We start from the raw sequence: 16887 nt of genomic DNA on the forward strand, positions 1-16887 counted from the left end.
GGAGGCGCACGAGTGCAGGAAGTGTGCGTTCTCCGGGGAATCCGGGACGTCCGGAGGACGAGGTGATGGGCGACGGCAGCACTGCGCTGGCGACCGCCCGTTCCCGGCTGCGGCGTGCCGTCCCGCTCCTGATCGGCGCCGTCGTCCTCGCCGTGGTCGTGCTGGTCAACCTGTTGTCCGGACAGGAGGAGGACGACCGCCCACTGTCCCCCGGCAACCCCGCTCCCGACGGTGCACGCGCGGTGGCAGAGGTGCTCGAGTCGGAGGGGGTCGACGTCGTGCGTGTCCACACGTACGAGGATGCGATCGAGGCCCTCGGCGACGATTCCGCGACGTTGTTCCTGAACGACGCCCAGCAATATCTCAGCGCGGACCAGCTGTCCAAGCTGACGGCGGGCGCGGAGCGGGCCGTCCTCGCGGCGCCGGGTGAGCGGCAGTTGACCGCCCTCGACGAGGAGTTCGCCGTCGTCGGTGCCGTTCCTGTCGACTTCGCCGGCGAGGCGTCCGCAGTGGCCGCCGAGTGCTCCGATCCCGATGCCCTGGCAGCAGGCACACTCTCCGGGAACGGAACGGCCTATTCAGGCGCCGTCACGTGCTTCCCGGCGTCGATCGACGGCGAGACGGGCGGCCTCTACATCACGGACACCGACGGTTCGGTGGCCGTTCTCGGGGCGCCGGAGATCCTGTCGAACGGCCTGATCACGGACGAGGGGAACGCGGCCCTCGCCCTCAGGGCTCTCGGGTCCACCCCGACGCTCGTCTGGTACGAGCCGAGCGGGGCGGACGTCGCGTCGACCGGCGAAGGTATCGATCCGCTGACGCTCCTGCCCGCATGGGTGGACTTCCTGCTCATCTGGCTCCTCCTCTGTGCTGTCCTGGCGATGGTGTGGCGGGGACGCCGCGTGGGTCCCCTGGCCATCGAACCGTTGCCCGTCGTCGTCCGCGCCGCCGAGACAGCAGAGGGGCGAGCACGGCTCTACCAGGACTCCGGCTCCGTCGCGCATGCCGCGGCCACGCTCCGCGCAGCAACGCTCGCCCGTCTGGCCCAGCGCCTGCGGGTGGAGCGCTCAGCGTCCCCCACCGAGGTCCTTCAGGCAGCTGCCCGTCACAGCGGACGGAGCCAGGTGGAACTGGAGCAGAGGCTGCTTGGCCACACACCGACCACGAACCGCGAGCTTGTGCTGTGGGCACAGGAGATTCTCGACCTCGAGAAGGAGATCACATCATGAACCCATCCGACGGCTGGCAGGACGGCTCGCAGCAGGGGCCACCGGTAGCACCGCAGGCAGCACCAGCGGCGACCCATTCGTCGACGCGCACCGAGGACCGTGGGCAGGAGGCAGGGCTGCCCGGGTCTCCCTCCCCCGACGGCGAAGGCGCCCGGGAGGCGCTCCTGCGGGTGCGCACCGAGGTCGGCAAGTCGATCGTCGGTCAGGACTCCGCGGTGACGGGACTCCTGATCGGGCTCCTCGCCGACGGGCACGTGCTGCTCGAAGGTGTTCCCGGCGTCGCCAAGACCCTGCTGGTGCGCACCCTCGCGGCCGCCCTGGACCTCGACACCAAGCGCGTCCAGTTCACGCCCGACCTCATGCCCGGCGACATCACGGGCTCGCTCATCTACGAATCGAAGACCTCGGAGTTCACCTTCCGGGAGGGCCCGGTCTTCACGAACATCCTCCTCGCCGATGAGATCAACCGCACTCCGCCCAAGACGCAGGCCTCGCTGCTGGAAGCCATGGAGGAACGACAGGTCTCCGTGGACGGCGTCTCACGACGCCTTCCAGCGCCGTTCATCGTTGCGGCGACGCAGAATCCCGTCGAGTACGAGGGCACCTATCCCCTGCCGGAGGCCCAGCTGGACCGCTTCCTGCTCAAGCTCACCCTTCCGCTTCCTGGGCGCGACGACGAGATCGAGGTGGTCCGCCGTCACAGCGTCGGTTTCGATCCGCGCAACCTCCGCTCGGCCGGTGTGCGGGCCGTCGCCGGCGCAGAGGACCTCGCGAGGGCCAGGAGTGCAGTGTCGCGGGTGGAGATCGCGCCCGAAGTAGTCGCCTACATCGTGGACCTGGTCCGGGCCACCCGGGCCTCGCCGTCGTTCCAACTCGGCGTGTCCCCCAGGGGTGCGACGGCGCTGCTGAACACCTCCCGGGCCTGGGCATGGCTCTCGGGCCGCTCCTTCGTCACTCCCGACGACGTGAAGGCACTCACCCTGCCCGCACTGCGGCACCGTGTCGCGCTGAGGCCCGAGGCGCAGATGGACGGCATCGATGTGGACGACGTGCTCGGCGGCATCCTCAGCACCGTCCCCGTCCCGAGGTAGCGCCAGGCCCGAACGCACGATCCGGCCGTTGCAACCACGCCGCCGGATCCGAAAGGAGAATTCGTGGTCATCACCGGGCGTCTCGTCCTCCTGGCGCTGATCGGCGTCGTTCCCGTCGTCCTGTACCCGGGCATCGTGTCGACCCTGCTGTGGGCAGGTCTCCTCGCAGCGGTGTGCGGCCTCGATGTCGCGCTCGCCGCTTCGCCCCGCCGCGTCGGAATCGTCCGTACCCTGCCGGACGGCGTCCGCCTGGGCGAGGAATGCAGCAGCACCATGGTGCTGCGCAATGACAGCCGACGCCCCCTGCGCGCCACGGTCCGCGAGGCGTGGCAGCCCTCGGCGGGGGCCGTCGATCCCGAGCAGTTCGTGGCGGTCCCGGCGGGTGAGTCCCGGCGCATGTCGGTATCGCTGCGGCCCACACGGCGGGGCATACGCCGGGTGGAGACGGTGACGATCCGCAGCACAGGCCCGATGGGAGTGGCCGCCCGTCAGGTGACGGTTCCGGCTCCCGGCGTGCTACGGGTCCTTCCGCCGTTCAACTCCAAACGGCACCTGCCCTCGAAACTGCGCAGGCTGCGCGAACTCGACGGGCAATCGGCCGTCCAGATCAGGGGGGCGGGTACGGAGTTCGACTCCCTGCGCGACTACGTGCGCGGCGACGACGTGCGGTCCATCGACTGGCGCGCGACGGCTCGACGGCAGGACACCGTCGTGCGGACGTGGCGTCCCGAGCGGGACCGGCGCGTCGTCGTCGTGCTCGATACCTCCCGCACCTCCGCAGCTCGGGTCCTCGACGAACCGCGGCTGGATACCGGCATCGAGGCCGCGCTCCTGCTGTCGGTCCTGGCCGAGCGCGGCGGCGACAAGGTGCACTTCCTCGCCTTCGACCGCAGGCTGCGCGCCCGTGTCGACTCCACTGCCAAGGGCAGCCTTCTGGGTGCCCTCGTCACCGCCATGGCACCCCTCGACGCCGAACTGATCGAGGCCGACTGGTCACGGCTTCCAGCGCATGTCCGGAGCGCGTCCGCACACCGCTCCCTCGTGGTGCTGCTGACGTCGCTCGATGCGGGGGCAGTGGAGGAAGGTCTGCTGCCTGCACTGCCGGCGCTGACCGAGCGCCACGTCGTCGTCGTCGCCTCCGTTCGGGACCCGCGGCTCGAGGAGTTGAGCATCGACCGCTCGACGGCCGCGGCGACGTTCCGCGCAGCGGCAGCCGAACGGGCGCTGCTCGACCGCGCTGCGGTGGCGAACCAGATCCGTCTCCTGGGCGCGGAGGTCGTCGATGCGGTTCCCGCGGACCTTCCGCCGCTGCTCGCGGATACCTACATCCGGCTGAAGGCGGCCGGGCGCCTGTAGCAGGAGCGGGGCCCCTGGTCCCGCACGTCCGTCCCGCTGGCAGCGCGGCCGGTTCAGCTCGCGTCATGGTTGACTGGTTGTCCGAGCGACGGAAGTGGGCGGCATGATCTCGATCTACCAGCAGGCGATGGGCAGTGCCTTCGGCCGTCTGCAGCCGGAGCTGCGATCGTATTTCGGTCTGCATGCCGGGAGCGGGCTGTCCGGGCATGGGCGCGGCGTGTTCGAGGTCGCCGGATGTCCCGCCTGGTTCGCCCGCCCGGCCTTCCGGCTCACTGCTCGCGAGAACGCCTTCTTCCCCGAGTACGACAACGATGTGCCCTTCGAGATCAGGAACTACCCCCACATCGATCCCTTCGGACGGCAGGCTCTCACCGCGCGTCGGGAACTCGACTTCGGCACCGCGCTGCGGGTGTTCGAGGACACGACATCGCTTCAGGACGGCATCCTGGCGGACTACGTGGGCAAGCACCGGCGCATGGCCACTCTGCTGACCTGTTCGGCCACGGATGAAGGGCACATCCGGATGGTCTCTTCGCGGACCCGGGTGTTCGCCGGCCTGTGGCTGTCCGTGCCCGATGCCCTCGGAGCGCTCGCGTACGTCGAGCAGTGGTGGGACGACGAGTCCGGAGCCTTCCGGATCAAGACCCGGGTGGTGCACCGCCAGCTCGGCACCCTGCTCGTGTACGCGGGCCGGTTCGACTACACGCTCGAGGAGTTCGACGGCGAGCTTCCGGCCGACGCGCAGCCGCGGCGCTGGGAGCAGCGCGTCTGATCCGACGTCCCGCCGCCCCCGTCGTCGCGCTGTCATCCCTCGGCGCGGACCTGCTCCAGTGCATCGGCCACCTGCACCAGGCGTGCAAGAAGGCGCACGGCGTCGCCCTGCGATCGCGCCTCCAGCCCCGGCAGGGTGGTGACGGTCAACGCGCCGAGCGCCCGCACCGGCAGTCCGACACGCTGCCAGCCCGCCAGTGCCGATTCCACGAGGGCGGTCACCTGCGGCAGTGGCGCGCCCGGGTCGACGACGGCCAGCTCCAGGCGGCGTCCGGCCTCGATGTCCTCCGCGAGATCCTCCCAGCGGCGGTCGGAGATCCTGTGCACGGCGAGGGACAGCGCTGACGCAGCACTGGTACGGGCCGCGTCGATCGCCACGTCTCCGGGGCCCGGCGCCACGACGGTACCGGTGGCTCCGGCCGCGACCGCCGATGCCGTCACGAGGTCCCATGCTTCGGTGGCCTCACGCCGGTCGACGGCCCGGAGTGTGCGGTAGCCACTCGCGGTGGGCACGCGGCCTGTGAGGACGACGTCCGCCTCCGGTTCGTCGAACTGCAGCAGGATCTCCGCGCCCTGTGCCACGGCGGAGACGCGGCGGACGAGGTTCCCCACGCCCGCAGCCAGCGACTCGTAGAGCTCACGCCGCGCACCGTGGTCGACCAGGACGCGTTCGCCGCGGTGCAGGTGCGTGCCGGCGGCGAGCGACAGGGGCCCGTGAAGGTGTAGTCTCAGGCGCTGCGCGGGCTGCTCCTCCGCACCGGCTATGTCGCCGAGCGCGTTGATGTCCGAGGACAGCGCGGACTCCGCGCGCCGCTGATCCCTGCCCGGTCGTTGAACGAGGCGCCAGCCGTGCGGCTGGAGATCGAACGGCAGGTCGACCAGCACACCGAGGGTACGCCCGACGGCGTCACTGCCGGGTCCACGTGCGGGAAGGGACGGGAGGAACGGCAGATGTGCTCCTCCGAGTTCACCGCGCACCGCCCGGTTGGCCTCCAGGGGATCCGTTCCGGGCCAGTCTCCGGCGGCCGTCGCTCGGACCGTCCTCGGTTGCAGATCCTCAGGCATGGGTGCCGCGGGCTTCCGTTCCTAATGCCGCCGACGCCGAAGGTGCGCCCTGCGGTGACGGATCGCCCGCAGGCCTGCGGTTCTCGGAGATCGCCTGATGGTGGCGGATCACCTCGGAGATGATGAAGTTCAGGAACTTCTCGGCGAAAGCAGGATCGAGCTGCGCCTCCTCAGCCAGCGCGCGGAGCCGGGCGATCTGCGCGGCCTCACGCTGCGGGTCACCGGCAGGCAGGCTGTGCTCCGCCTTGAGGTGTCCGACCCGCTGCGTCGCCTTGAAACGTTCGGCGAGGAGGTACACGAGCGTCGCGTCGATGTTGTCGATCGAGCTCCGCACCGAGAGCAGTTCGGCCATGACCTCCGGAGCCACGTCTCCTGCGAGTGAACTGGCTGCCGGGTCGAAGCCACTACGGGGATGCGTCATGACTCCAGTCAAGCAGAAGCCGGCGGGGCTCCGTGAACTGCGACTAGGCCTGCGTCGCCGCCAGTTCGGGCCGGAGCGCGGACCGTGCGGAGTCGATGGTCGCCTGACCCAGCACCCGGGTGCCCTGGTACAGCACCACCGTCTGACCCGGCGCAACTCCGCGCATCGGCTCGACGAGGCGTACCACGAGGTGCTGGTTGCCGTCGTCGCCGACCTCGACCAGCGCTCGCGCAGCGACGGGGTCCCCGTGCGCCCGGACCTGCGCCATGCACTCGAACTCCGCGCCGGTGCGCACCTCGTCGATGGGCAGGCCGGCCCAGGACACCTTGATCCCCCGCATTTCGTCGATGGCGAGCAGGTGCTCGGGCCCGACGACGACCTCGTTCTGCTTCGGCCGGATCTCGAGCACGAAGCGGGGCTTGCCGTCCGCAGCAGGAGTGCCCAGCTTGAGTCCTCGACGCTGGCCGACCGTGAAGGCGTTCGCGCCCGGATGGCTACCGATCTTCTCGCCGTCGACGTCGAGGATGTCGCCCTCCGTCAGGTCGATGCGCTCCTCGAGCCACCCCCGCGTGTCGCCGTCCGGGATGAAGCAGATGTCGTGGCTGTCCGGCTTGTTGGCCACGGACAGTCCGCGCCGCTCCGCCTCGGCCCGGACCTCCGCCTTCGACGGCGTCTCGGCGAGCGGGAACATGGAGTGCTTCAGCTGTTCGTGCGTGAGCACCCCGAGGACATAGGACTGATCCTTCGCCCAGTCCGCGGCGCGGTGCAGTTCGGGGTTGCCGTCCGCATCCTCGACGACCTTCGCGTAGTGGCCGGTGCAGACGGCGTCGAAGCCCAGCGCGAGAGCCTTCTCGAGCAGCGCCGCGAACTTGATGCGCTCGTTGCAGCGCATGCACGGGTTCGGGGTGCGCCCGGCTGCGTACTCGGCGATGAAGTCGTCGACGACGTCCTCCTTGAACCGCTCGGAGAAGTCCCACACGTAGTACGGGATTCCCAGGATGTCGCATGCGCGCCACGCGTCCCGTGAATCCTCGATGGTGCAGCAGCCGCGACTGCCTGTACGGAGCGTTCCGGGCATGCGCGAGAGCGCGAGGTGGACGCCGACGACGTCGTGGCCCGCCTCGACCGCGCGCGCCGCTGCCACCGCGGAATCGACGCCGCCACTCATCGCTGCCAGTACCCTCATGATCCGAATCCCGTTCCTGCCGTCTGGATGGTTGATGCGTGTCCCGCCATACCCGCCTTGCGGGCACGGCGATAGGCCTCGCCGATGGCGCCCACCACCGCGTCAACGTCGTCGCGGGTCGATGTATGCCCCAGGCTGAAGCGCTGGGCTCCCCGGGCCTCGTCCTCCGTCAGGCCCATGGCCAGCAGGACGTGCGAAGGGCGCGGAACACCTGCGGTGCAGGCGGAGCCGGTGGAGGATTCGATACCGGCGAGGTCGAGGAGGAACAGGAGCGAGTCCCCCTCGCAACCCGGAAACGTGAAGTGCGCGTTGCCGGGGAGCCGCGCGCCTTCCGGCGCCGGGTGCGGCACGCCGCGCAGCACGGCCTCCGGCACCTCCCGGAGGATCCCTTCGATGAGTGCGTCCCTCAGGTCCGCGAGCCGGGGTGCCTCGGTGGGTAGCTGGGCGACGACGTCGTCGGCCGCAGCGGCGAACGCGGCGATGCCGGCGCCGTCGAGCGTGCCCGACCTGATGTCGCGCTCCTGGCCGCCGCCGTGCTGCACGGGCGTCAGGGCGACGGCGCGTCCGACGAGGAGGGCGCCGACCCCCACCGGGCCACCCATCTTGTGGGCGCTGATGGCCATGGTGTCCAGTCCGGACTCCGAGAAGGACACCGGAAGGGACCCGAAGGCCTGGACGGCGTCACTATGGACGGGGACGCCGTACCGCTTCGCTTCGGTCACGACGTCGTGCACCGGCTGTACCGTTCCCACCTCGTTGTTGGCCCACATCACGGTCACGAGCGCGACGCGCTCGGGTGCGTCGGCGAGTGCAGCACGAAGCGCGTCGAGGGACATGACCCCGGCCGGGTCGACGGGTAGCCAGACGACGTCCGCGCCGTCGTGGCGCTCGAGCCACTCGACGGTGTCCTGCACTGCGTGGTGCTCCACGGAGCTGCAGATGATGCGGGTGCGTGCGGGGTCCTCGGCGCGTCGAGCCCAGTAGAGCCCCTTGATGGCGAGGTTGTCCGCCTCGGTGCCGCCCGAGGTGAAGATGACTTCCGAGGCGTGCGCTCCCGCCGCGGCGGCGATCGTCTCCCTGGCGTCCTCCACCGACCGCCGGGCGCGGCGGCCCGAGCCGTGAAGGGAGGACGGGTTTCCACTCCGGCTGAGTTCGCGGGTGAGGGCGGCGAGCGCCGGCGTCGAGATCGGCGTGGTCGCCGCGTGATCGACATACACGGGCATCCCTCAATTCTACCGGCGCCACGCCGCAGTGCCGATTCCGGTGGTGCCGGTCACGTGCGGTTCGATGCAGGTGGTGCGTCTAGCCCCCGGTGGTATGAATGCAGGGTGGACAGTCAAGCAGCGGCTCCTTCCCCCTCGGGCACCTACAGCCCCACGTTCCGGCACCCTGTGCATACCTTCGGTTCCAGGACCCTCGATTTCGATCACCAGGTAGCCCTGATGGCGGTGATCAACAGGACACCGGACTCGTTCTACGACGGCGGCGCGACCTTCGCGCTGCAATCCGCCGTCGACGCGGCGCTGAAAGCCGTCGACGACGGCGCCGACTGGGTCGATATCGGAGGAGCGCCGTTCTCGCCCGGTGACGCGATCCCGGCGGCCGAGGAAGCCGACCGGATCGTTCCCCTCATCGCCGCCGTCCGTGCCGCATCGGACGTGGTCATTTCCGCCGACACCTTCCTGCCCGACGTGGCCCGGCTTGCCCTTGGGGCCGGCGCCAACGTCATCAACGACACCACCGGGCTGCGGGACCCGGACATGGCGGCCGTGGTCGCCGAAGCAGGAGCCCACCTGGTCATCACCCACAGCCTGGCCGAGCCCCGCACGGTGTACCCGAGGCCCACGTATGGCGACGTGGTCCGGGAGATCGCTGACTTCCTGCTGCGCAAGGTGGACGACGCCGTCCGACTGGGCATCCCTGAGAACCGGATCCTCCTCGACCCCGGGCACGACCTCAACAAGAACACCCTGCACTCCCTGGAGATCACGCGGCGATTTTCCGAGATAGCGGGCTTGGGCTTCCCCACCCTGGCAGCCGTCTCGAACAAGGACTTCATCGGCGAGACCCTCGACCGGCCGAAGCACGAGCGCGTCGAGGGCTCCCTGGCCGCCGCCGTGATCTGCATCCTCGGCGGAGCCCGTGTGGTTCGGATGCACAACGTCGAAGCCTCACGCGCGGCGATCAACATCACCGAGGCGGTGCTGGGCTGGAGGGCCCCGGTCTACCTGCGGCACAACATGGGCGACTTCAACGAGCCGGTCGCTCCGTGATCAGGTCCCTCCTGCCGGCCTCCCCCGGCGCGCTCGACGACGACGCCCTGCACCGGCTCTACGCGTATCCCGCCGTCGAACGGCCGTATGTCCGGTTCAACTTCATTGCCTCCGCCGACGGCGCCGCGACGAGCGGAGGCCTGTCGGCAGGCCTCGGGAACGACGGCGACAAGCGCATCTTCGTCGTGCTGCGTCGCCTCGCCGATGTCGTGCTGGTGGGCGCCGGAACCGTTCGTGCGGAGGGCTACGAGGGCGACCTCGTCGACGGCGCCTCTAAGTCCTGGCGATCAGCCCGGGGCCTCGCGGCGCACCCGGGAGTCGCCGTCATCTCCGGCAGCCTGGACCTCGACCCGACCGCCGGCTTCTTCCGCGAGGCCCCGGTTCGTCCGCTCATCCTCACCTGTGGGCGGGCTCCCGCGGGGAAACGGGCCGCGCTCGAAGCGGTCGCCGACGTCGTCGACTGCGGCAGGGACACCGTCGAAACCGCCGGAATCCTTGCGGAACTGGAGAGGCGCGAGCAGCGGCGGGTGATCTGCGAGGGCGGTCCGGCCGTGTTCGGGAACTTCACGCGCGCGGACGCCGTCGATGAGCTGTGCCTCTCGATCAGCCCGCTGCTCACCGGCGGCGAGGGGCCCCGGATCTCGGTGGGCGGCGGCCCGGACGAACCACGGGCGTTGGCCCTGGTGTCCCTGCTCACGGAGGACTCGGCCCTGTACACGCTGTACCGGAGGATTCCCTGACGGGACGGGTTTGGCGGCCCGGACGAACCACGGGATCGGGACGGAATCAGGATCGGGGCGGCACCACGGAGACGCGGCTGCGGACATCGGAGACGGCTGCGGTCAGCTGCTCGTCCGACGGGCAGGAGACGGTGAACGCCAGTCCCGTCCTCAGCTGGTGGAACAGTCGCAGCGACACGGCGCTGGCCGGCGCGGACCCGGTGGCGGGCTGGACCTACGTCAGGAATTCGATGCCCGCCGTGGACTCGCCGGGGTTCTCCCCCACAACCAGGTCGTCGCCAGGAGGTACTCCGGCAGGATGCTCGGGTCGAGGAACTGGAAGAGCGCCTCGGTGGAAGCCCTGTCATCTCCTTCCGCGACGAGTGGCGCCTGCAGACCCGTGGAGCGCAGCGACGCGATGCACCCGGCCCCGTTCTCGTACACGGATTCGCCGTTGACCATCCTGGTGCGCTGCGACCACCCGTCGGACTGCGTCATCCCGTCGGCGAAGACCAGGGTCGCATCCGCCTCGATGTAGCCGCCGCGCGCGAACGTCATGTCCTCGCTCGTGATCTGGGCCCGGGTGAGCGGAGGCAGTTCCGGCTCGGCGACGGCGGACCCGGGAATGGATGCCGGGGTCTCCGAAGAGGCCGCGGACGGACTGGCACCCGGCACCCGACGGGGCGCCGTTCCAACTCTAGTGCCGCACAGCAGGGCACCAAGGGGAAGGTCTCCCCATCCGGCTGTGGGCACCCGACAGGCCGAGCGAACTTCCGGAACGCGTGCGCCGTTGTACCCGGTAGGAGCCGCGTCCCACCCCATCGGTGTCCACTGCCGCTCCGAGGCTTTGGACCAGACCCGCCTGTGCCTCTAGTCTCAGGTGGTATTGACGCGGTGCGACACCCTACACACCTGTGGCGCACGGTGCAGCAGCGAGCGGTTCGCCGCCGACACCGCTCTACCCAGAAAGGCCGGATGGATGGCAGAGGCACCACGGAAGTCGTACTACGACGTTCTCGGCGTGCCCGCGGAAGCCGACATCAAGGACATCAAAGATGCCTATCGTCGCGCAGCCCGCGCGTCGCACCCGGACCTCGGCGGCAGTGCTTCCCAGTTCCATGACGTGGCCGTCGCGTACGAAACGCTGAGCGACCCGCAGCGCCGCGAACGGTACGACGCCGAGACCGGGCGCGGCCGCCCCACCACTGCCGGGTCGGCAAGGAACACCGCGGCAGGAAGCGCAGCGGGGGGACCAGGGCGGCCAGGATCGGCGGGAACGACACGGACGAGTGTCGAGGACGAGGACGCCGCGAAGTCCCCGCCTGTCTATCTACCTCCGTTCTCGCCGTCGAATCCACCGACGGTACCCCTGATCCTCGCGGGTCGGCAGGTCCACGGAGAACCGCAACAGCCCGGCATGTTCGCCCGGTTGTCGTCCGGTGTCCGCTCCCGCGTCGACGGCGAACTGCGCACGTCGAACTTGATCGAACGTGCCCTGCTGCCTTCCTACCCTGCCGCGCGGCTGGTGAACGGGGTGCAGTTCGATGACAAGAACAGGACCTCGGCAGGGCATGTCCTGCTCGCCGGCTACCGGATGGCCGTCATCGACTCCTTCACCGGCCCGCCCGGCAACTTCTCCTGGGACGGCCGGTCGTTGCGACACCAGGGCAGGCCTGTCGACCTCCGTCTGCCCACGACGTTGAGGGCCGTGCAGGAACTGTTCCCCGAATGCAACGTGGCCGGCTGGGTCGTGATTCATGGAGCACCCGACAACCCGTTCGCACCCGTCATCGACGTGCCGCCGGGCTTCGACCGGACCTCGCCCACCGTCACCCAGGTGGTCAATGCCGGCACCGCCGTCCGGACGATCCGCTCGTTCCTGTCCTCCGGCCCCTCGCCCAACGTGGTGCAGTTGCCCGTGCTTGCGCGTCTTCTCGCTTCGGCCGGAAGCTAGGATGGAGCGGTGTTCCGCATCCTCTTCCACACTCCCGAGATACCCGGCAATACCGGGGCCGCCATCAGGCTCGCCGCGGTCGCAGGCGCGGAACTGCACCTCGTCGAGCCGTTGGGTTTCAGCCTCGAGGATTCGAAGCTGAAGCGGGCGGGCCTGGATTACCACGACCTCGCGGTGCTGCACGTCCATGCGAGCCTCGACGAGGCCTGGAGCGCACTGAAGCCGGAGCGGGTGTTCGCCTTCACCTCGGACGGCGACGTGTCCTACACGGACATCTCCTACCGCCCCACCGATGTGCTGATGTTCGGCCGTGAGTCCGACGGGCTGCCGCACGACGTCAAGCACGACACCCACGTCACCTCGCGGGTTCGTGTTCCCATGCTCCCCTCACGCCGTTCGCTCAATCTCGCCAACACCGCATCGATCGTCCTCTACGAAGCCTGGCGCCAACAGGGCTTTGCGGGCGCCCAGCGATGATCCACGTCTAGGAGCCCCAATGCCCGCTCGCCACGCCGCCGCCCTGCCCGACAGTGGCGCCGAGGACTACGACCGCCTTGCTCCCGCTGTGTGGAATCCCGTGAGCAACGCGGTCGTCGCCGCAGCGGACGTCCTCGTGGGTGAGCGCGTCCTGGACGTGTTCGCAGCGACGGGCTCCGGGACGATCCCCGCCGCTCAACTCGCCGGACCGAGCGGCCACGTCGACGCCGTGGACCGCTCATCGGCGATGCTCGACCTCGCCGAGGCCAAGGCGGAGGCGTTAGGCCTCGGCAATGTGTCCTTCCACCGGTCGGACCCGGCACGATGGGTGCCGGACGCTGCGTACGACGCGGCTGTCAGCTGCTACGGCGTCCTCCTGCTCGAGGAGATGGACGCCGGGATGGACCACATCGTCCGCATGCTGCGACCCGGCGGAAGGATCGCGATCAGCGTCTGGGACGAGGGCGCCCTCGACGCATTCGAAGGCCTCCTCCTGGACAGCGTCGCAGCGGGCCGGGACGGCGGCGAATCGGGCTCGGATCGGATCGACGTGCCCGTCGTCGGGAATCGGGCACGGTTGGCCTCGTCCGACCGGCTGCGGGACTGGCTCCAGGCGCGGGGCCTGACGGACGTCGCCGTGGAGAAGCTCGGGCTGACCGTGCCCCTCGAGCCCGGGCACGCCTGGTCCTTCGCCCTCGGCAGCGGGTACCGCCAGCTGCTCCCTGGCTCTGCGGACGCCCTGCAGCGCGTCCGCCGCGCCTTCGAGGAACGCCTGGGCGAGGAATTCGTATTGGATGCCGGTTCGCTCATCGCCGTCGGACACCACCAGCCCGACAGCTAGCGCCCGGCACGGGCCATCCGGTGGCCGTCCAGCTCCGAATATCAGGTGTCAGCGAAAAGCTCGAACCGATAGGGGTGTGGAATGGTGCTTCTGCAGCAGGGGCGCGTTCGTCCCACACGTCACGAACGAGTCAATGCTGTTCGGTTTGGCACCACCGGCGCTTTATGCTGGACCCCTATGGAAACGCCACGAGTAAGCCGGGTCGGTCCCATCTCACCCGCAGCAAGCGAGTCGGCCGTTGATCCCAGCGCCGGTCCCACCCTGACCGATCTGCTGTTGCGGGTTGCACGGCAGGATCAGGCCGCGTTCGCGCTTTTCTACGAGCAGACATCACGACGGGTCTACGGACTCGCCCGGCGCGTGCTCATAGACCCGGAACTGAGCGAGGATGCGACCCAGGAGGTCTACCTCCAGGTCTGGAACAGCGCTGACAGGTTCAACCCGGCGATGGGGAGTCCCATGGCCTGGCTGATGACGCTGGCCCACCGCCGCGCGGTGGACAAGGTGCGTTCGGAACAGAGCGCGACGGACCGGGAAGCTCGTTACGGCGCAGCCACCCAGACCATCGATCACGACGACGTCGTGGACACCGTGACGCAGCGCCTCGAGGCGGAAGGCGTCGTCAGGTGTCTGGATACCCTCACCGAAACCCAGCAGGAATCGGTGAGGTTGGCCTACTACGGCGGCCTCACCTACCGGGAAGTGGCCGAGAAACTCGGAGTGGCAGTACCGACGATCAAATCAAGAATCCGAGATGGACTCATCCGACTCAAGACATGTCTGGGGGTGATCTGAAATGCAGGACAAGGAAATGAACAGACAATTTGCAGATGACCTCGACACGGACCTGGCTCGCGGCCACGTTCTGGAATGGGCCGAGATCTACGCGCTGGACGCCCTCAGCGCAGACGAGCGGCGCATCATCGATGCGTTCCTCGATGACGCCGATCCGACAATCAGCGCCACGTTCGCGGACCGGGTCCGAACCTGTCGGGAGACGGTGACATCGGCGTATGCGACCGATGAGGTCGAGCCGCCGGAGGACCTCTTCGAACGCATCGTCGCGCAGCTGCCCGCCAAGGAAGGTTCCGGCACGGGTGCAAGCGGCCGTACCGTGCCGCTCGCACCCGTTGCAGCGAATCGGGTGGAACGCGCCGGAGGTGCTCCGGGCGCGGAACAGGACGAGTTGGCCGCGCGCCGTTCGGCCAAGGCATCGATGTCGTCACGGGCTGCACGGTGGGTCGTCGCTGCGGCGGCTGCCGTCGTCATCGCCGTCGGCGGCGTCACGATCGCGCAGAACCTTCAGCCGACGACGGTCGAGCAGCAGGTCCTGCAGGCCTCCGACGTCCGTACCGAGCAACTCGTCCTGGAGCCGGGCGGCGTCGCCGATGTGGCCGTGTCCGGTGAGGAAGATGCAGCCGTCGTCACCCTCAGCGGAGTGCCGGCACCGGCCGAGGGCTTCGTCTACCAGATGTGGCGCATACCTGCCGACGGACGAGCGCCGATCTCTGTCGGGACGATGTCCGGTGAGGACGTCGCCGGCACCAAGGTCACCGAGCTGACCGGCATCAACGGTGTCAGCGCTATCGCCATCACGGTGGAACCCGAAGGCGGCTCGGACGAGCCGACCCTGCCCATCGTCGCCCAGATCCCGCTCGGAGCCTGAGAGCAAGGAAAGCGTGGAGGCCCCCGTCGAACCACCGACGGGGGCCTTCGTGCAACTGCGGCTGTCGTGCCGATGCTGCCCGACCGGACTGCCATGCTCCCCGGCCGAACTGCGAGGCTAGAAGCCCGCGATGGTCTCGTCGGTGTTGATCCCCACGACATGGAACGCCTCGGCGCTGCGTCCCTCGGGCAGGCGCGCGCGGCGGGCGTTCTCCTGCAGGATGGCGCGGACCCTCTCCTGCATCCGATCGACATCGGGGTGCTGGCTGCGGTGAGCGGTGATAGCTGCGATCTTGAGGTCCTCGGAGCCCGTCACGTCGACGTACCGGTTTTCCAGATGGGCGGGCCCCCCGTAGAACCAAAGCCAGGGGACGCGGAAGCTCGCAAGACCAGCGGCTTCAAGCTCCGGGTAGGCGAAGGGGTTCTCGACCGCCGGGTACACGGCCCGCGTGACTGCTTCGCCGCACGCGAGGTGGTCCGGGTGGCTCTTCTGGATACGGTCCCAGGCCCGCTCGGGATGCATCGACACCACGATGTCCGGCCGGACTTCGCGCATGCGCCTCACCACTTCGCGGACCACGGCATCCGTCGCTTCGAGATATCCGTCGGGTTCTCCCAGGAACGTGACATTTGAGACACCGACGATCTTCGCGGCGGCTCGTTGCTCTTCCCGGCGAAGGCCCGCTATTCCCGGCCGATCCTCGGCCGAGAACCCGCCGGCGTCCCCATCGGTCATGATGCAGTAGCTGACCGAGGCACCCCTGGCCGTCCAGCCGGCGATCGTCGCCGAAGCCCCGAAGTCGATATCGTCAGGGTGCGCAGCGAACACCAGCACCCGCTCGGGAGGCGCAGCAGCCTGTTCCGTCGTCATGTCCTACAGTCCGCGCTTCCGGATCTCCTCGGTAGCCTGTGGCAGGACGGTGAAGAGGTCACCTACGATGCCGAAGTCGGCGATCTCGAACACAGGCGAGTCCGCATCCTTGTTGATGGCCACGATGACCTTGGAGGTCTGCATGCCGGCTTTCTGCTGGATGGCCCCGGAGATCCCCACGGAGACGTACAGCTGGGGCGACACCGTCTTGCCCGTCTGGCCGATCTGCGCCGAATGTTCGATCCAGCCGGCGTCGGTCGCTGCCCTAGACGCTCCGACTGCTCCCCCGAGAGCGTCCGCCAGCTCCTCCAGCGGCCCGAAATTCCCGTCCACTCCCCGTCCGCCGGCCACGATCACGCGTGCCTCGGTGAGTTCCGGCCTGCCACTTGCAGGCTTCTCCGCGCGGCCGGTGATGCGTGCTGCGGACGACGGGAGCTCGACCGGGAGAGGAACCTCCCGCGGCGAGGAGGGCGTCCCGGCCTCCACCGCCTCGAAGCTGTTGGGCTTCACCGTGAGGATCGCTACATCGGTGGTGACCCGGCAGTTCACGGTGTAGGAACCGGCGAAGTCCGCTTTCGTCGCGACCAACCCGCTCTCCAGGCCGACGACGTCGGTGATCACGCCGGCCTCCAGCCGGATACCCAGCCGTGCGGCGATCTCCTTCGCCTCGTAGGAGTTCCCGAGCAGGACGATGCTTGCACCCGACGTTCGCACGGCCTCGGCGAGGAAGGCTGCCTTCCCGGCCACCAGCACCTCTGCGACCGCGCCGGAGTCCGGGCGGTAGTACTCCTGCACGCCGTACGAACCCACTCCGTCCAGGTACGCCTGGCCCGCGGTCTCCGCGAGTGCGACGGCCACGTCGCCGAGCGATGCCCCCAGTGAGAGAAGCTCCCGCTCGCTCTTGGCGAGGCTGGCTCCGGGATGATCGAGGAAAACGAGGACGGTGCTCAAGGCGAGGCCTCCTGGGA

General features: G+C 69.2%; 19 protein-coding genes. 11 read left to right on the forward strand and 8 right to left on the reverse strand.

What is annotated here, in order from left to right; genetic code table 11:
• The first annotated feature begins 65 nt into the window (after positions 1 to 65).
• The 4 genes from CXQ96_RS05720 to CXQ96_RS05735 all read left to right on the forward strand — a co-directional run bounded on the left by CXQ96_RS05720 (position 66) and on the right by CXQ96_RS05735 (position 4448).
• Positions 66 to 1229 carry a DUF4350 domain-containing protein gene (locus CXQ96_RS05720; protein WP_104117084.1) on the forward strand — a complete coding sequence of 388 codons (1164 nt, stop codon included), beginning with the start codon at positions 66 to 68 and terminating at the stop codon, positions 1227 to 1229.
• Positions 1226 to 2320: a MoxR family ATPase gene (locus CXQ96_RS05725; protein ID WP_104117085.1), complete on the forward strand. Its 1095-nt coding sequence runs from the start codon at positions 1226 to 1228 to the stop codon at positions 2318 to 2320. Before CXQ96_RS05720 ends, CXQ96_RS05725 begins: the two co-directional genes overlap by 4 nt.
• A gap of 63 nt (positions 2321 to 2383) precedes the next feature.
• Entirely contained in the window at positions 2384 to 3676 is a 1293-nt protein-coding gene (locus CXQ96_RS05730) for a DUF58 domain-containing protein (protein WP_104117086.1), read from the forward strand.
• A gap of 103 nt (positions 3677 to 3779) precedes the next feature.
• Positions 3780 to 4448 carry a DUF4166 domain-containing protein gene (locus tag CXQ96_RS05735; protein ID WP_104117087.1) on the forward strand — a complete coding sequence of 223 codons (669 nt, stop codon included), beginning with the start codon at positions 3780 to 3782 and terminating at the stop codon, positions 4446 to 4448.
• 32 nt (positions 4449 to 4480) lie between these two features.
• On the opposite strand, the gene CXQ96_RS05740 is transcribed toward CXQ96_RS05735, so the two are convergent.
• The 4 genes from CXQ96_RS05740 to CXQ96_RS05755 are packed head-to-tail and all read right to left on the reverse strand — an operon-like array spanning position 4481 to position 8342.
• The gene (locus CXQ96_RS05740; protein WP_104117088.1) at positions 4481 to 5512 is read right to left on the reverse strand and encodes a hypothetical protein; all 1032 of its coding nucleotides are present in this window, start codon (positions 5510 to 5512) and stop codon (positions 4481 to 4483) included.
• Positions 5505 to 5933 carry a chorismate mutase gene (locus tag CXQ96_RS05745; protein ID WP_104117089.1) on the reverse strand — a complete coding sequence of 143 codons (429 nt, stop codon included), beginning with the start codon at positions 5931 to 5933 and terminating at the stop codon, positions 5505 to 5507. The genes CXQ96_RS05740 and CXQ96_RS05745 overlap by 8 nt, the downstream gene beginning before the upstream one ends.
• Positions 5934 to 5976: 43 nt before the next feature.
• Positions 5977 to 7119, reverse strand: a complete 1143-nt coding sequence (gene mnmA, locus CXQ96_RS05750) for a tRNA 2-thiouridine(34) synthase MnmA (protein WP_104117090.1) — start codon at positions 7117 to 7119, stop codon at positions 5977 to 5979.
• Positions 7116 to 8342: a cysteine desulfurase family protein gene (locus CXQ96_RS05755; RefSeq protein ID WP_104117091.1), complete on the reverse strand. Its 1227-nt coding sequence runs from the start codon at positions 8340 to 8342 to the stop codon at positions 7116 to 7118. Before CXQ96_RS05755 ends, mnmA begins: the two co-directional genes overlap by 4 nt.
• A gap of 105 nt (positions 8343 to 8447) precedes the next feature.
• Between CXQ96_RS05755 and folP the strand changes: the two genes are divergently transcribed.
• Both folP and CXQ96_RS05765 read left to right on the forward strand, forming a co-directional pair.
• A complete protein-coding gene (gene folP / locus CXQ96_RS05760) occupies positions 8448 to 9392 on the forward strand; it encodes a dihydropteroate synthase (RefSeq protein ID WP_258058893.1) in 945 nt (314 codons plus the stop codon).
• Complete coding sequence (locus CXQ96_RS05765) at positions 9389 to 10132, forward strand: pyrimidine reductase family protein (RefSeq protein ID WP_181036372.1); 744 nt, start codon at positions 9389 to 9391, stop codon at positions 10130 to 10132. The genes folP and CXQ96_RS05765 overlap by 4 nt, the downstream gene beginning before the upstream one ends.
• A 46-nt stretch (positions 10133 to 10178) precedes the next feature.
• On the opposite strand, the gene CXQ96_RS18795 is transcribed toward CXQ96_RS05765, so the two are convergent.
• Positions 10179 to 10310, reverse strand: coding sequence for a hypothetical protein (locus CXQ96_RS18795; protein WP_258058894.1), 132 nt, complete (start codon positions 10308 to 10310; stop codon positions 10179 to 10181).
• 41 nt (positions 10311 to 10351) lie between these two features.
• Positions 10352 to 10786 (reverse strand): hypothetical protein, encoded by a 435-nt coding sequence (locus tag CXQ96_RS05770; RefSeq protein WP_104117093.1) that lies wholly within the window; start codon positions 10784 to 10786, stop codon positions 10352 to 10354.
• A 304-nt stretch (positions 10787 to 11090) separates the two neighbouring features.
• Here CXQ96_RS05770 and CXQ96_RS05775 point away from each other — a divergent pair, with 304 nt between their 5' ends.
• From CXQ96_RS05775 to CXQ96_RS05795, 5 genes are all read left to right on the forward strand, one after another.
• The gene (locus CXQ96_RS05775; RefSeq protein WP_104117094.1) at positions 11091 to 12065 is read left to right on the forward strand and encodes a J domain-containing protein; all 975 of its coding nucleotides are present in this window, start codon (positions 11091 to 11093) and stop codon (positions 12063 to 12065) included.
• A gap of 9 nt (positions 12066 to 12074) precedes the next feature.
• Positions 12075 to 12542, forward strand: coding sequence for a tRNA (cytidine(34)-2'-O)-methyltransferase (locus CXQ96_RS05780; protein WP_104117095.1), 468 nt, complete (start codon positions 12075 to 12077; stop codon positions 12540 to 12542).
• 19 nt (positions 12543 to 12561) lie between these two features.
• The gene (locus CXQ96_RS05785) at positions 12562 to 13383 is read left to right on the forward strand and encodes a class I SAM-dependent methyltransferase (RefSeq protein WP_104117096.1); all 822 of its coding nucleotides are present in this window, start codon (positions 12562 to 12564) and stop codon (positions 13381 to 13383) included.
• Between the two features lie 177 nt (positions 13384 to 13560).
• Entirely contained in the window at positions 13561 to 14178 is a 618-nt protein-coding gene (locus CXQ96_RS05790) for a sigma-70 family RNA polymerase sigma factor (protein WP_104117097.1), read from the forward strand.
• 16 nt (positions 14179 to 14194) lie between these two features.
• On the forward strand, positions 14195 to 15049 hold the full coding sequence (locus tag CXQ96_RS05795) for an anti-sigma factor (protein ID WP_181036373.1): 855 nt from the start codon (positions 14195 to 14197) through the stop codon (positions 15047 to 15049).
• Positions 15050 to 15166: 117 nt separating this feature from the next.
• Here the strand turns inward: CXQ96_RS05795 and CXQ96_RS05800 are convergent, their stop codons facing one another.
• Together CXQ96_RS05800 and CXQ96_RS05805 are read right to left on the reverse strand one after the other, a co-directional pair.
• Positions 15167 to 15919, reverse strand: a complete 753-nt coding sequence (locus CXQ96_RS05800; RefSeq protein ID WP_104117099.1) for a PIG-L deacetylase family protein — start codon at positions 15917 to 15919, stop codon at positions 15167 to 15169.
• A gap of 3 nt (positions 15920 to 15922) precedes the next feature.
• Complete coding sequence (locus CXQ96_RS05805) at positions 15923 to 16870, reverse strand: electron transfer flavoprotein subunit alpha/FixB family protein (RefSeq protein WP_104117100.1); 948 nt, start codon at positions 16868 to 16870, stop codon at positions 15923 to 15925.
• Positions 16871 to 16887: the final 17 nt, after the last annotated feature.

The organism is Arthrobacter sp. B1805 (assembly GCF_002929745.1).
GTDB lineage: Bacteria > Actinomycetota > Actinomycetes > Actinomycetales > Micrococcaceae > Arthrobacter_D.